Origin of the sequence: Bradyrhizobium sp. 613_E4_N2_2 (assembly GCF_052075995.1) — a bacterium.
In the GTDB taxonomy this organism is placed as follows: Bacteria; Pseudomonadota; Alphaproteobacteria; order Rhizobiales; family Xanthobacteraceae; genus Bradyrhizobium; species Bradyrhizobium barranii.
The window spans coordinates 6,450,272-6,465,551 of record NZ_CP197234.1; the positions used below are offsets into that span (position 1 = coordinate 6,450,272).

11 protein-coding genes are annotated in these 15,280 nt (G+C 64.7%); 4 read left to right on the plus strand and 7 right to left on the minus strand.

Annotated features, from left to right (window positions below):
- Window positions 1–184: 184 nt before the first annotated feature.
- The 4 genes from AB7290_RS30690 (at window position 185) to AB7290_RS30705 (ending at window position 6,812) form a co-directional block, all read left to right on the plus strand.
- On the plus strand, window positions 185–2,383 hold the full coding sequence (locus AB7290_RS30690) for a type I secretion system permease/ATPase (protein ID WP_085402748.1): 2,199 nt from the start codon (window positions 185–187) through the stop codon (window positions 2,381–2,383).
- Window positions 2,370–3,791, plus strand: a complete 1,422-nt coding sequence (locus AB7290_RS30695) for an HlyD family type I secretion periplasmic adaptor subunit (protein WP_085402747.1) — start codon at window positions 2,370–2,372, stop codon at window positions 3,789–3,791. Before AB7290_RS30690 ends, AB7290_RS30695 begins: the two co-directional genes overlap by 14 nt.
- Before the next feature lie 133 nt (window positions 3,792–3,924).
- Entirely contained in the window at window positions 3,925–6,465 is a 2,541-nt protein-coding gene (locus AB7290_RS30700; protein WP_441254228.1) for an arylsulfatase, read from the plus strand.
- Entirely contained in the window at window positions 6,462–6,812 is a 351-nt protein-coding gene (locus AB7290_RS30705; RefSeq protein ID WP_085402745.1) for a hypothetical protein, read from the plus strand. Before AB7290_RS30700 ends, AB7290_RS30705 begins: the two co-directional genes overlap by 4 nt.
- 84 nt (window positions 6,813–6,896) lie before the next feature.
- Here AB7290_RS30705 and AB7290_RS30710 read toward each other — a convergent pair whose 3' ends face one another.
- The 7 genes from AB7290_RS30710 to ccmI all read right to left on the minus strand — a co-directional run bounded on the left by AB7290_RS30710 (window position 6,897) and on the right by ccmI (window position 15,220).
- Window positions 6,897–7,577 carry a response regulator transcription factor gene (locus AB7290_RS30710; protein ID WP_063986547.1) on the minus strand — a complete coding sequence of 227 codons (681 nt, stop codon included), beginning with the start codon at window positions 7,575–7,577 and terminating at the stop codon, window positions 6,897–6,899.
- Between the two features lie 274 nt (window positions 7,578–7,851).
- On the minus strand, window positions 7,852–9,429 hold the full coding sequence (locus tag AB7290_RS30715; RefSeq protein ID WP_028149896.1) for a Do family serine endopeptidase: 1,578 nt from the start codon (window positions 9,427–9,429) through the stop codon (window positions 7,852–7,854).
- Between the two features lie 219 nt (window positions 9,430–9,648).
- Window positions 9,649–10,992 (minus strand): methyl-accepting chemotaxis protein, encoded by a 1,344-nt coding sequence (locus AB7290_RS30720; protein WP_085402744.1) that lies wholly within the window; start codon window positions 10,990–10,992, stop codon window positions 9,649–9,651.
- A 108-nt stretch (window positions 10,993–11,100) separates the two neighbouring features.
- Entirely contained in the window at window positions 11,101–11,583 is a 483-nt protein-coding gene (locus AB7290_RS30725) for a cytochrome c-type biogenesis protein (RefSeq protein WP_135214846.1), read from the minus strand.
- A 4-nt stretch (window positions 11,584–11,587) separates the two neighbouring features.
- Window positions 11,588–13,567, minus strand: a complete 1,980-nt coding sequence (locus AB7290_RS30730) for a heme lyase CcmF/NrfE family subunit (protein WP_085402742.1) — start codon at window positions 13,565–13,567, stop codon at window positions 11,588–11,590.
- Window positions 13,564–14,073 (minus strand): cytochrome c maturation protein CcmE, encoded by a 510-nt coding sequence (ccmE, locus tag AB7290_RS30735; protein WP_085402741.1) that lies wholly within the window; start codon window positions 14,071–14,073, stop codon window positions 13,564–13,566. Before ccmE ends, AB7290_RS30730 begins: the two co-directional genes overlap by 4 nt.
- A 37-nt stretch (window positions 14,074–14,110) precedes the next feature.
- Entirely contained in the window at window positions 14,111–15,220 is a 1,110-nt protein-coding gene (gene ccmI / locus AB7290_RS30740) for a c-type cytochrome biogenesis protein CcmI (protein WP_085402787.1), read from the minus strand.
- Window positions 15,221–15,280: the final 60 nt, after the last annotated feature.

A 15,280-nucleotide genomic window follows, 5' to 3' on the forward strand; every position in this document is an offset into this window, starting at 1 on the left:
GGTCAACTTGCCTCCCGCCGTCCCGCATCCCGCCGCAGAACGCCAAATCCGACCGTTATGTGAGCGGTCCGACATAGTTATCAAACCGTAACATAGCCGCGTTAGCTATCGGCCGCCCTGCCGACCGGCGGGACCCCCGTCCGTGAAATCGTCCGGACCCGATGACCGCGGATATTTGCTTCCAATGAGCCCGAACGAGACCATTTCACGCGACCCGGCCGCCAAAGAGCAGCCGAAGGAGCCGCCGGTGCAGGCCGTGCCGAAGCCGCCGGCCGACCCCGGCCTGACCGCGCTCGTCATGATGCTCCAATTCCTCGGTGTGCCCGCCGAGCCGGAGCAGCTCCGCCATCAGCTCGGCGTCACCGTGATCGGCACCACCGAGATGCTGCGCTGTACCAGGCAGTTCAACATCAAGGCGCGCGTGGTGAAGACGAGCTGGGACCGGCTCGACAAGACGCCGCTGCCCGCCATCGTCCCCTTGCGCGACGGCGGCTTCCTGATCCTGGGCAAGGCCGGCGACGGCAAGGCCATCGTGCAATATCCGGGCTCGCCGCGGCCGCAGATGCTGACCAAGGCGCAGTTCGAGGTGCTCTGGGACGGCCGCATCGTGCTGATGACCAAGCGCGCCGGCCTCGCCGATCTGTCGCGGCGCTTCGACATCACCTGGTTCATGGGCGCGGTCAACCGCTATCGCGGCCTGCTCGGCGAAGTGCTGCTCGCCTCGTTCTTCCTCCAGATCTTCGCGCTGGTGTCGCCGCTGTTCTTCCAGGTGGTGATCGACAAGGTGCTGGTGCATCGCAGCCTCGGCACGCTGGATGTGCTGGTCGCAGGCATCGTCGCGATCTCGATCTTCGAGGTCGTGCTCGGCGCGCTCCGCACCTACCTGTTCTCGCACACGACCAACCGCATCGACGTCGAGCTCGGCGCGCGGCTGTTCCACCACCTGCTGGCGCTGCCGCTGTCCTATTTCCAGGCGCGGCGGGTCGGCGACACCGTCGCGCGGGTGCGCGAGCTGGAGAATTTGCGCAACTTCATCACCGGCTCGGCGCTGACGCTGGTGATCGACCTGTTCTTCACCTTCGTCTTCCTCGGCCTGATGGCGTTCTACTCGCCGCTGCTGACCGCGATCGTGCTGGCGTCGTTCCCGCTCTACATCGTCATCTCGGCCGGCGCCACGCCGCTGTTCCGCTACCGTCTCGACGAGAAGTTCAAGCGCGGCGCGGAGAACCAGTCGTTCCTTGTCGAGAGCGTCACCGGCGTCGAGACCTTGAAGGCGATGGCGGTCGAGCCGCAGATGCAGAAGCGCTGGGAAGAGCAGCTTGCCGGCTACGTCGCCTCGAGCTTTCGCGTGGTCAATCTCGGCAATGTTGCAAGCCAGGCCGTTCAGTTCGTCAGCAAGATCAACATGGCGATCCTGCTCTATTTCGGCGCCAAGCTGGTCATCGACGGTAACCTCACGGTCGGCGAGCTCGTCGCCTTCAACATGCTGTCGGGACGTGTCACCGCACCGGTGCTGCGGCTCGCCCAGCTCTGGCAGGATTTCCACCAGGCGCGGCTGTCGGTCGAGCGGCTCGGCGACATCCTCAACACCGTGCCCGAGCCGACCCATCGCCCGGGGCGCGCGGCGTTGCCTGCCATCCGTGGCGACATCACCTTCGAGCATGTCGGCTTCCGCTATCGCGTCGACGGACCGCAGATCCTGAGCGACATCACCCTGAAGATTCCGGCCGGCCAGATCGTCGGCATCGTCGGCACCTCCGGCTCCGGCAAGAGCACGCTCGGAAAACTGATCCAGCGGCTCTATCTCCCCGAGAGCGGCCGCGTGCTGGTCGACGGCAACGACCTTGCGGCGGTCGACCCGACCTGGCTGCGCCGGCAGGTCGGCGTCGTGCTGCAGGAGAACATGCTGTTCAACCGCTCGGTGCGCGACAACATTGCGCTGGCCGACCCCGCGCTGCCGATGGAGCGCGTCGTGGCCGCGGCAAAGCTCGCCGGCGCACACGATTTCATCCTCGAACTCCAGGATGGCTACGACACCGTCATCGGCGAGCGCGGCAGCACGCTGTCCGGCGGCCAGCGCCAGCGCATCGCGATCGCACGCGCGCTGACGACCAATCCGCGCGTTCTCATCTTCGACGAAGCAACGAGCGCGCTCGACTATGAAAGCGAGCGCATCATCCAGCACAACATGCGCGAGATCACGGCGGGCCGTACCGTTCTGATCATCGCCCACCGTCTGTCGACCGTGCGTACCGCGGACCGCATCATCACCGTGGAGCGTGGCCGTATCGTCGAGGACGGTTCGCACGACCAGCTGATCCGCAGCGGCGGCCGCTACGCCACGCTGCATCGTGTCCAGGCAGGCATCCATGAAGTCGGCTAAGGCGATGATGGCCTCGCTGCGCAGCCCGACGCGCACGCGCGACGAGCTGGCGTTCCTCCCCGCGGCGCTCGAGATCGTCGAGACCCCGCCTTCGCCGATCGGCCGCGCCATCTCCGCGTCGATCTCGGCGGTGTTTCTGATCGCGCTGGTGTGGGCCAGCATCGGCACGGTCGACATCATCGCGACCGCGACCGGTAAGATCGTCCCCGACGGCCGCACCAAGGTGATCCAGCCGTTCGAGACCGCGGTCGTGCGCGCCATCCACGTGCAGGACGGTCAGCGCGTCAAGGCCGGCGACCTCCTGATCGAGCTCGATCCCACCATGAGTCAGGCCGAGCTCGGCCATCTCCAGAGCGATCTGCTGGCGAGCGAGCTCGACATCGCACGTCTGCACGCCGCGCTTGCCGGCGGCGATCCAGCCAAATTCATCGCGCCCGCGCGCGCGACCTCCGATCAGATCCGCACCGCAAAGCGTTTCCTGGCCTCGCAGGCCGCCGAGCAGGCGTCCAAGATCACCTCGCTCGAATGGCAGGGCACGCAGAAGAAAGCGGAGCGTTCGACCAGCGAGGCCACGATCGGCAAGATCAGCGCGCTCATTCCCATCATGCAGCAGCGGGTCGATGTACGAAAATATCTCGTCGACCGCGAGTTCGGCTCCAAACTGCAATACCTCACGGAAACGCAGGACCTGGTCGCGCAACAGCAGGAATTGCTGGTCCAGAAGAGCCACTATGCCGAGGCGGATGCCGCCGTTGGAGGCATCGAGGAGACGCTGCGGCGCACCGAGGCGGAATATCAGCGCGGCCTGTTCGACGAGCTTGCGAAAGCCGAGCAGAAGGCGGCTGGCCTGCGCCAGGACATCGTCAAGGCCGAGCAGCGCACCAGCCTGCTCCGCCTTGCCGCGCAGGAGGACGGCATCGTCCAGCAGCTCGCCGTGCACTCGGTCGGCGGCGTGGTGACGCCGGCTCAGACGCTGATGGTGGTGGTGCCCACCAGCGGTGGCCTCGAGATCGAGGCGATGATCTCGAACCGCGACATCGGCTTCGTCAACCCCGGCGAGGACGCCGCGATCAAGGTCGACACCTTCAGCTTCACCCGCTACGGCCTGCGCCAGGGCAAGGTGCTCAGCGTCTCCCAGGACGCCATCGTCCGCCAGAAACCGCCGGAAAAGCCCGGCGACACGCCGGCCGGCACCGACACATCATCCAGTGAACCCAAGGGCCAGGAGCTGGTTTACTCCGCCCGCGTCTCGCTCGACCGCTCGCAAATGGACATCGACGGCCGCACCGTCAACCTCGCGCCCGGCATGGCCGTAACCGTCGAGATCAAGACCGGCACAAGGAAGATCATCAGCTATCTGGTGTCGCCGCTGATCCGGTATGGGCAGGAGAGCTTGCGGGAGCGGTGAGACGGCGGCGAATCCGGCGGAATGGTATCGGGATCTCTGGCCCAGCCCAACCGGCACATTTGACCTAAATCAAGCAGGTATCGGTTAGCGGTGACAGCCTCAACCCGCCAAATGGACTGCGGGAGGTCGGAATATGAAAATCCGTTGCCGCACCCTTGCGACCACAGCAAGTGTTCTCGCCCTCGGTTGCATCTCCGCGTCGGCTCAGCAGGTCACGGGTACCCCAGACTCGCCCGCAGCCACGACGACAATTGACGGCAAGCTGCTTCCGCCGCCGCCTCCAGAATTCGGAGGGGTCATCAACGAGAGAGCCTCGGAGTCGAAGGCGTGGTGGGCACCGCGTGTCGTACCGCCGAAGGGCGCGCCCAATGTGTTGCTCATCATGACCGACGACCAGGGTTTCGGAGCGCCGAGCACCTTCGGCGGCGTTGTCCCCACGCCCGCGATGGATCGTATCGCTGCGCAGGGCCTGCGCTACACCAATTTTCATTCCACCTCGCTGTGCTCACCGACGCGGGCGGCGCTCATCACCGGCCGCAATCATCATTCGGTCGGCTTCGGAGTCGTCGGCGAAATATCGACGGGGTTCCCAGGTTACGACTCGATCATTCCGATCGAGAAGGGCACCATCGGCACCACCCTGAAGGCGAACGGGTACGCCACCTCGTGGTTCGGCAAGAACCATAACACGCCCTCATATCAATCGAGCCAGGCGGGGCCATTCAATCAATGGCCCAATGGCATGGGCTTCGAGTATTTCTATGGTTTTGTCGGCGGCGATGCCAGTCAGTGGCAACCGAATCTGTTCCGCAACACCACAGCGATTTATCCATTCCAGGACAATCCCAGCTGGAACCTGACGACCGCGATGGCCGACGAAGCCATCCAGCACGTGAAACAGCTCAAGGAGATCGCGCCCGACAAGCCGTTCTTCGTTTATTACGTGCCCGGCGGCACGCATGCGCCGCATCATCCGACGCCGGACTGGATCAAGAAGATCAGCGACATGCACCTGTTCGACCAAGGCTGGAACAAGCTGCGGGAGACGATCTTCGCCAACCAGAAGCGGTTGGGCATCATGCCCGACCACGCCAAGCTGACGCCATGGCCGAAGGAATTGCCGCAATGGGATTCTATCGGCGAGTTGGAGAAGAAGCTCTTCATCAAGCAGGCAGATGTCTATGGCGCCTACCTTGCCTACACCGACCATGAGATCGGCCGCGTCATTCAAGCCGTCGAAGACCTCGGAGAGCTCAACAACACGTTGATTATCTATATCGGCGGCGACAACGGCGCGAGTGCCGAAGGCATGATCAACGGTACGCCCAACGAGTTCACGACCTTCAATGGTGTCCCGGTGCCGGTGAAGGCTCAGTACCTCTGGTATCCGTTCTGGGGCTCGGACAAGACTTTCCCGCATTTTGCCGCGCCCTGGGCGTGGGCGATGGACACTCCATTCAAGTGGGTCAAGCAAGTGCCGTCGCATTTTGGCGGGACCGCCCAAGGCGTCGCCATGTCCTGGCCTGGCCATATCAACGATGTGGGAGGTATCCGTCGCCAATTCCATCACGTCATCGATATTGCTCCGACCATCCTCGAAGCAACCGGCATTTCGCAACCTGACACGATCGACGGTATCAAACAGAGCCCCATGGAAGGGGTGAGTATGGCGTACACATGGGACAAGGCGAACGCCAATGCCAAGACGACGCACACGACCCAATATTTCGAGATGCTCGGCAATCGCTCCATCTATCACGATGGGTGGGTGGCGGCCACGACGCCGATCACGCTTCCATGGGAGCTAAGCAGCGCGCCCCCGCCCGATGTGATCACGGGATACAAGTGGGAGCTCTATAACGTCCAGGAAGACCCCACCCAGTTCAATGATCTGGCCGCCAAAATGCCGGAGAAGGTCAAGGAGCTGCAAGCCGTCTTTGATGTCGAGGCGAAGAAGTACAACGTGCTCCCGCTCGATAACACGACGCTCGCGCGTTGGAATACGCCGCGCCCAAGCCTAACGGCCGGGCAGACGGTATTCACCTATTCGGGCGAACTGACCGGTGTGCCGGCTAGCGCCGCGCCGAGCATCCTCAACAAGTCCTATGCCATCACCGCCGAGGTTGAGATTCCCAACGGCGGCGCTGAAGGGATGATCGTCACCGAAGGCGGACGTTTCGGCGGCTACGGGCTGCTTCTGAGCAAGGGTGTGGCGGGCCTTCGGCGGGGTAAGCCCGTGTTCCTCTACAACCTGCTCAACCTCAAGCGCACGGTCTGGTCGGGACCGGAGTTGAGCGCGGGCAAGCACACCATCGTCTTCGACTTCAAGTCGGATGGGCCGGGATTGGGCAAGGGCGGTACAGGCGTACTTTCAGTGGATGGCAAAGAAGTAGACCGGAAATCCATAGAACACGGTACGCCGATCACGTTCCCCGAGGACGAGACCTTCGACGTCGGCCAGGACACCCGCACCGGGGTCGCGATGCTCGAGTATCGCTACGATCCTCCGTTCAAGTTCACGGGCAAGATCAACAAGCTGACGTTCAAGCTCGGACCTGAGTTGAAGGACCCGGCGCAAGCCAAGGCAGAACTTGGACCTATGCCGGCGCCGGAGCCGGATCCCATTGAAGAGTCGAAGTCTCAAAAGCCACCCGCGAACGTTGGGAAGAAATGAAAGGCGCATTGGCGTTCGCCGCCATCAGCGAAGCTGCAACGGGATTGGCGCTGTTGATCGCGCCGTCGCTGGTTGGCCAGTTGTTGCTGGGCGAGCAGCTTTCCGGTGTCGCAACGCCGGTCGCGCGTGTCGCCGGCATTGCGCTGATTGCCTTGGGGATCGCCTGTTGGCCGGGGTGGCCGCCACTGCCGGGCATGTTGATCTACAACGGAGCCATCACCCTATATTTGGCCTACCTCGGTTTCGCAGGTGGATTGAGCGGCGTCCTTCTGTGGCCGGCAGTCGTCCTTCATCTAATCCTGACCACGCTCTTGATGCGCGGCGGCTCGCAAAGCCGCGACCGCTGAATTTCTCATCGACCCCGCCGTTTCCGGGGAAGCTTCAAAATTCTTCTGGCTCAGTGCCTTGCGTATTGAAGAGTATCCAAAGCTTTAACGTATCCCATCCCGGATCATGTATCCGGCGCCGCGGATCGTGTGCAGCAGCGGCCGCTCAAAACCCTTGTCGATCTTGGAGCGCAGCCGCGAAATGTGCACGTCGATCACGTTGGTCTGCGGATCGAAATGGTAGTCCCAGACGTTCTCCAGCAGCATGGTGCGCGTCACCACCTGGCCGGCATGCTTCATGAGGTATTCGAGCAGGCGGAATTCGCGCGGCTGGAGCGTCAGCTCGTCCTTGCCGCGGGCGACGCGATGGGACAGCCGGTCGAGCTCGAGATCGCCGACGCGGTAGAGCGTGTCCTCGGCCGGACCGCCGCGGCGCCGTGACAGCACTTCGACCCGGGCCAGCAGCTCGGCAAAGGAATAAGGCTTCGGCAGATAGTCGTCGCCGCCGGCGCGCAGACCCTTGATGCGATCGTCGACCTGCCCGAGCGCGGAGAGAATCAGCACCGGCGACGAGTCGCCCTTGTCGCGCAACGCGCCGATCAGGGACAGGCCGTCACGCTTGGGCAGCATGCGGTCGACCACCAGCACGTCGTAATCGCCGCTCTCGGCCATGGCGAGGCCTTCCTCACCGTCGGCGGCGTGGTCGGCAATGTGTCCGACTTCACGAAACGCCTTCACGAGATAGTCGGCGGATTCGCGGTCGTCTTCGATGATGAGGAGGCGCATCGTGCGTTCGGCGGCGGTCAAGGGGGTCAACCTTCTCTGAACATGGCGCGAGCGGCAATCGCATGCAAGCCAAGCAAACGGGACTTGGGTAGGCAAAAAGGCGGGCGGTGAAGCTGGGGGGACCTCACCGCCCTAGGCCTTCCGACGGAGGGGGGCGTAATTCCACCGGAAGGTAGGCTGGGGGAGCGGGCCTTACGCTGCTCCCCCGAAGGGCGTCGGCGGCGGGGGCGACTGATGCCGGCGACACCCCTCATCTCGTAGACCTCCTGAAGGCTTAGCCCTTGGCGATGGGCACGGCGACGAAGCGCGACTGGCCGCCGCTCTTCACGCGCATCAGGACGCTGTTCTTGTTGTCGGTCCGCGCCGTGTTGATGGCGTCGCGGACTTCGCCGGCGGTGCTCACGCTCTTGCCGCCGACTTCGAGAATGACGTCGCCTTCCTTGAAGCCGCGTTCGGCCGCGGCGCTCTTCGGATCGACTTCGGTGACCACGACACCTTCCTTGCCGGCGCCAGCCACTGAGTCGGCGGGCGCGACGGTCATGCCGAGCTTGGGCACGTCGGTGCCACGGCTCGCACCCTTGCCGCTATCCTTGTCGGTGTCGGCCTTGGCCTCGATCGTGTTCGGCAGCTGGCCGAGGGTGAGGTTCACGACCTTGTCCTGGCCCTTGTGCAGCACGTTGAGCTTCACGGTCGCGCCGGGCGCCATGCCGCCGATGGTGCGGGCAAGCTCACGGGCATCCTTGACGGATTCACCGTTGACCGAGGTGATCACGTCACCGGACTCGATGCCGGCCTTGGCCGCCGGACCGTTCGCCTGCGGCTCAGCAACCAGCGCGCCTTCGGCCTTCTTCATGCCGAGGCTGTCGGCGATGTCGGAGGTGACAGGCTGGATCTGGACGCCGATCCAGCCGCGGCTGACCGAGCCCTTGTCCTTGAGCTGGGCCACCACGCTCTTCACGGTGCTCGCGGGAATCGAGAACGCGATGCCGACGCTGCCGCCGGAGGGCGAGTAGATCGCGGTATTGACGCCCATCACCTCGCCGTTGGTGTCGAAAGCGGGACCACCGGAATTGCCCTTGTTCACGGGCGCATCGATCTGGATGAAATCGTCATAGGGACCGTTGCCGATGTCGCGGCCGCTGGCCGACACGATGCCCGCAGTCACGGTACCGCCGAGGCCGAAGGGATTGCCGACCGCGAGCACCCAGTCGCCGATCCGCGGCTTGCTGTCGGCGAGCTTGGCGAACGGGAAGTTCGAGCTGCCCTCGACCTTGATGAGGGCGAGGTCAGTGCGCTGGTCGGTGCCGATCACCTTGGCTGTATAGGTCTTGCCGTCGTCGGTCGTGACCTCGACCTTGTCGGCGCCGTCGACCACGTGGTTGTTGGTCACGGCAAAACCGTCGGCGGAGATGAAGAAGCCGGAGCCCTGGCCCTGCACAACGCGGCCGCGGCCACCCTTCTGGCCCGGGAAACCATCCGGACCGCCGAAGCGGCGGAAGAAGCGCTCCATCGGCGAGCCCGGCTGGAACGGCGAGGAGGAATCATCGCCATCGTCGTTGCTCGCGGTCTTCTCCTTGATATTGACCTTCACCGAGATCACCGACGGTTTCACGCGCTCGACGATGTCGGCGAATCCGACCGGACGCTCAACCTTCCGGACCTCGTTGTTGACCTGCGCATGCGCCGGGCTGGAGAACAGCTCGCTCGGCGAGGTCGACGGGCTGAAGCCGTGGACGGCAATCCCGAGGCCAGCGACGACCGAAGCCATCAGCGCGATCCTGCGCGCGGAGAAAACCGACCGGCGGGGCGGCCGGTAGGACGGAAGGTTCGTGAGGTCGGGACGGTCGGTCATGCAGGAATCTCCAAGGCCTTGAATTCTTTCGGTGCCGGATGGCAGCACGTTACGGACATGAAGATGGGGGCTCCCGCCTTACCGTGCGCTGGCGGCGGGGTTAAACTTTTGTAATGAAGGGTCGCGCCGTTGCGGCAGTTTATCGCACGCCGAAAGTCGTGGCCTTACAGGAACTTAATCGAGTTCCCCTGACGAGCGTAGACCACGCCTTTGGCGAGATCAGCTCGCCCTCACGCTGACGATGAATTCGTCGACTTCACGCTTCAGGGTTTCGGCCTGCTGCGACAGATCGACGGCGGAATCGCGCGCTTCGGCCGCCATGCGGCCGGTCTCCGCCGACGTCGAGGTGATCTGGACGATGTGGTTGGAGACGTCCAGCGTTCCATGCGCGGCATCCTGCGCGCTGCGGGTGATGTCCTGCGTGGCGTTGCGCTGCTGGGCGGTGTCGACCTCGATGCCCGACATGATCGACGAGATCTCCGACAGCGTCTTCGAGATGCCGTCGATCGCGCCGCGCGTCTCCGCGGTGATGCCCTGGATGCTGGCGACGTGCGAGGTGATCTCCTCCGTCGCCTTGCTGGTCTGGTGCGCGAGGCTCTTCACTTCGGAGGCAACCACGGCAAAACCCTTGCCGGCGTCCCCTGCCCGCGCCGCCTCGATGGTGGCGTTGAGCGCCAGCAGGTTGGTCTGCGAGGCGATCGCCTGCACGAGCTGCACGACCTCGCCGATCTTGTCGGCGGCATCCGACAGCGTGTGGATGGTGTCGCGGCTCTTCTCGGCCTGCGTCGCCGCGCCTTCGGCACGCTGCGTCGCGTCGGTGACGCGGCGGCTGATCGTGCCGATCGAGTTCGTCATCTCCTCGGCCGAGCCCGCGACGATCTGCACGCTGGCGCTGGCGTGGTTCGCCGCGCTCGCGACCGCATTGGCCTTGGAGCTGGTGTCGTTGGCCGTCCGTGACAGCGTTTCGGCATTGCTCTTCAGGTGCGCGGCCGAGGACGCCACGCTGTCGACCACGCTGGCAACGAGATCGTTGAAGCGCTTGATCCGGGCGTCCAGGAATTTCGACCGCTCGGCCTGATGCTGCGCTTCGTGTAATTGCTGCTCGGTGAGGCGCCGCCGCTCCAAGCCGTTTGTCTTGAACACTTCCAGTGCACCGGCGAGCAGGCCGATCTCGTTGGTAACGCCGAGGCCCGGAACAGGCGTCTCGAATTTCTGATCGGCGACCTCACGCATGGCGTGCACAATCGCCGCCAGCGGATTGAGGATGCCGTTGCGCACAGCGAACCAGGTAGTGAGGCAGATCGCGACAGCGACCACCGTGATCACGCCGCAGGCGATCAGGAAATAGGAGAATGCCGCCTGCGCCTGCTGGTAGATCAGCATTGCATGCTCGCGCGCGGGGCCGCTCAGCGCGGCGAAATCCGACGACAGGCTGGTGATCTCGTTGTTGAGGTAGAGCACCGCGACGAAGCCGGTGCCGCCGCCGATGCCCAGCAGGAACAATAATGCAGCGACGACGGCGCCGATCAGGAAGCGGATCGTCAGATTGCTGTTCGTGAACATCGCTGAGGACTCAAAAATCTGGAATTGAATTTCGCGACAAGCTTCCAGACAAAGGTCAACAGAGCATGAAACACGCTGTGGCAGACGGCCTACGTATCATTACCTAGCCTAGGACGACTTCGTCTCGTCCGACATCAAGGCGGCGAGCTGCGACTCTTCATCCGCAGTGAGCGGCGGAGCTGGTAGGTCTGCACCGCTTCGCGCGCGCCGGCGGATTTGCAGCCAGAGCGCCAGGCCGCCGCTGATCAGCAGCAGCGGCGCGAGCAGCCACAACAGCATGGTCTGCCGCTCGAAGCGCGGCTTGAGCAGCACGAACTCGCCATAGCGCGCGACCAGGAAGTCGAGCACCTGCGAATTGCTGTCGCCGGCAGCGATCCGCTCGCGCACCAGCAGCCGCAAATCGCGCGCCAGCGGCGCGTCGGAATCGTCGATCGACTGGTTCTGGCAGACCATGCAGCGCAGCTCGCGCGACAAGTCGCGGGCGCGTGCCTCCTTCACGGGATCCGACATGATCTCGTCGGGCTGCACGGCGTGGGCGGCGGGCAAAGCCAGCAGCATGAGCGCAACGATCGTGACCATCATCCGCCGCATCGGATCACTCCGCCGGCTGAAGGCGCTGCTTGGCCCGCGCCGGCTTCGGTGCGCCGACCCGCAGGCGCCGGTCGGACAGCGACAGCATGCCGCCAAAGGCCATGAGCACCGGTCCCCACCAGATCAGCAGCACCAGCGGCTTGTGATAGATGCGCACCGCAATGGCGCCATCGGCAGTCGCGTCGCCGAGGGAAACGTAGAGCTGGCTCGCGCCGCGCGTCAGCAATGCGGCCTCGGTGGTCGAGGACCCGCGCGTCGTGAAGTTGCGCTTGGACGGCGTCATGACGCTGATCTTCTCACCGTCGCGGCTGACGTTGAACTCGGCGATCATCTCGCGGAAGTTCGGCCCCTGACGCTGGGACAGGCCGTCGAGCTTGAGATCATAGCCGGCGACGTGTGCAACGTCGTTCTGCTTCATGGTCGCGATATACTCGCTGTTCCAGGTGGTCTCGCAGACGATCCCGATCAGCGCGACGCCGAGGCCCGCATGGGCAAACACAGAACCCCAGGCCGAACGCGGCAGGCCGCGGGCCCGGTGCAGCGTCGTTGCGAACGGCAGGCGGAACAAACCGGTCCGTTCGGACAGATCGGTCACGGCACCGGCGATGACGAAGACTCCAAGCCCAATTGCCAATGGTGCCAGCGCACTGCCACCACGGGTCCAGGCCCAGACGATGGCGATCACAACGAGCGCGGCAACGCCCGCCGCAAGCAGCCGCTGGGTGACGCCGAGCAGATCGCCGCGCTTCCACGCCAGCATCGGCCCGAACGGCACCGCGAGCAGCAGCAACGCGAATAGCGGGGCGAAGGTGAGATTGTAGAAGGGCGCGCCGACCGATATCTTGAAGTCGAGCGCTTCCGTCGCCAGCGGATAGAGCGTGCCGAACAGCACGACCGCGCAGGCCACGCTGAGCAGAAGATTGTTCAACACCAGCGCGCCCTCGCGCGAGATCGGCGCGAACAGGCCGCCCTGCTTCAACGAGGTCGCGCGCGCTGCAAACAGCGAGAGGCTGCCGCCGATGAACAGGCAGAGGATCAGCAGAATGAACACGCCGCGCGTCGGATCGGTGGCAAAAGCGTGCACGGAGGTGATGACGCCCGAACGCACCAGGAAGGTGCCGAGCAGCGACAGCGAGAAGGTCAGGATCGACAGCAGGATGGTCCAGACCTTCAGCGCGTTGCGCTTCTCCATCACCAGCGCCGAGTGCAGCAGCGCCGTGCCGGCGAGCCACGGCATCAGCGAGGCGTTCTCGACCGGATCCCAGAACCACCAGCCGCCCCAGCCGAGCTCGTAATAGGCCCAGTACGACCCCATCGCGATGCCGAGGGTCAGGAAGATCCAGGCCACCAGCGTCCACGGCCGCACCCAGCGCGCCCAGGCCGCGTCGATCCGCCCCTCCATCAGCGCCGCGATGGCGAAGGAGAACGAGATCGAGAAGCCGACATAGCCGAGATAGAGCATCGGCGGATGCACGGCGAGGCCGATGTCCTGGAGCACCGGATTGAGATCGCGTCCCTCGATCGGCGGATTGGCGATGCGCAGGAACGGGTTCGATGTCACCAGGATGAAGAGATAGAAGGCGCTGGCGATCCAGGCCTGCACGGCCAGCACATGCGCGCGCAGCGACAGCGGCAGATTGTTACCGAAGGCGGCGACCATTCCGCCGAACAGCGCCAGGATCGACACCCACAGCAGCATCGAGCCTTCATGGTTCCCCCACACGCCGGTGATCTTGTAGATCAGCGGCTTCATCGAATGGGAGTTCTCGTAGACGTTGGCGACGGAGAAATCCGAGTTCACGTGAAGCATCACGAGCGCGATGAACGACGCACCGACGAACAGGAGTTGCGCCAGCGCGGCGGAGCGCGCCACGTTCATCAGCGCGGCATCGCGCAGACGCGCACCGATCAGCGGCACGATGGACTGGATCAGCGCCAGGCCGAGGGCCAGCACCAGCGCGTAGTGTCCGGATTCCGCGATCAACGCACTGCTCCCTGCGAGTTGCCCTGCGCGGTCGTCGCCGCGGGTTTGACGCTATCAGAAGCCTTGGCGCCGTAATCGTCCTTCCAATGCCCCTGCTTCTTCAGGGCATCGGCGACTTCCTTGGGCATGTAGGTCTCGTCGTGCTTGGCAAGCACGGTGTCGGCCTTGAACACGCCATTGGCGTCGAGCGCGCCTTCGGCCACCACGCCCTGCCCTTCACGGAACAGGTCGGGCAGGATGCCCTTGTAGGCGACCGGCAGCTTGGCGCCGCCATCGGCAACCTCGAAGGTCACGGCGAGATTATCGCCGCGCTGGAGCGAGCCGGGCTGCACTAGGCCGCCGAGACGAAACCGCTTGCCGGGCTCGACGTGCTTTTCGGCGACCATCGTCGGCGTCGAGAAGAACACGATGGAGTCGCGCAGAGCGTTGAGCACCAGCGCGGCTGCAAGCGCGAGCACCGCGAGGGAGCCGCCGATGATGGTCATACGTCGCTGCTTGCGCGTCATCGCGTATCCGTTCTCCGCTCGCCTCGTCCCGACATCGTCATCCGTCGAGCCCGAGAGTCTTGAGGCCTTCGTTGAGCTGGCGCAGCCGCGCGGCATCGTTGGCGACAGCCTGTCGGGCGTCGGTCGAAGCGCCCATTGCCCTGTCACGATCGCCCATCACGAGATAGGCGCGCACCAGGCGCAGCCAACCCTCGACATCATCGCCGTTCTGCTTCAGCCGGGTGGCCAGGCGTTCGACCATGCCGCGCACCATCGCGTTGCGATCGCCCTCGTTCATGTCCTTGGAGGCTGCGATCGTCTCGTCAGACAGCGCCGGCATCGTAGCGCCACCGCCGCCGACCCGCGCCAGCGAGGTCTGCACCAGAGGGCGCCACGGCGCATCCGCCGGCGCTTTCGCCAGCAGTGCGCGCCAGATGTTGGCGGCATCGTCCTTGCGGCCATCCTGCTCGGCGGCAAGCCCGAGGAAATAGTTCGCCTTGGGATCGTCCGCGTTCAGGCCATGCGCGCGCTCGAATTCGGTCTTGGCCTCGGCAGTCACCACGCCGCCGGCAGCAGCCGCGATCGCCTCGCCTAGATCGGCCCGGCGCTCCGAACTCTCGCCATTGTAGGTAAGCGAGTTGCGATAGGCGCGCACCGCATCGTCGAAGCGGCCGAGCCGCACCAGCACCGGCGCGAGCACGTTCCAGCCGCGCCCGTCGGTCGGATTCTTTTCCAGATGCTGCTCGACCTGCACGACGAGATTCTCGAGCGCCATGCCGGACCCGGCCCCGCGCTCCCGCTGCGCCAGGGGAAAGTCCTGGAGCCTGGGCGAGCCGAGCGGCATGTAGACGCCGATCGCAATGAGCGGCAGGCCGGCAAGCGCCAGCACAGCCGCCGCGCGGCGCCATTTGAGGCTCGATGTCGGTTCCGATACAGGCTCGCTCCCGGCCGCGGCAAGCAGCCTGCGGCTGATCTCGACACGTGCGGCCTCGGCTTCCGGCGCGGCGATCAGTCCTGCGGCGAGATCACGCTCGATCTCGGCCAGCTGGTCCTTGTAAACCGCGACCTCGCTCCCCTGATTTTGCGCGCGTCCGCTGCGGCCGAGCGGCAGAAGCACGGCGAAAATCGCCGCGACCGTCATCAGCGCGAACACGAACCATAGCGTCATCAGGCAAGCTTCCGGCGGCGCGCGAACCGCGCCCATAGGTGGCTTTACACCACGGCCGGA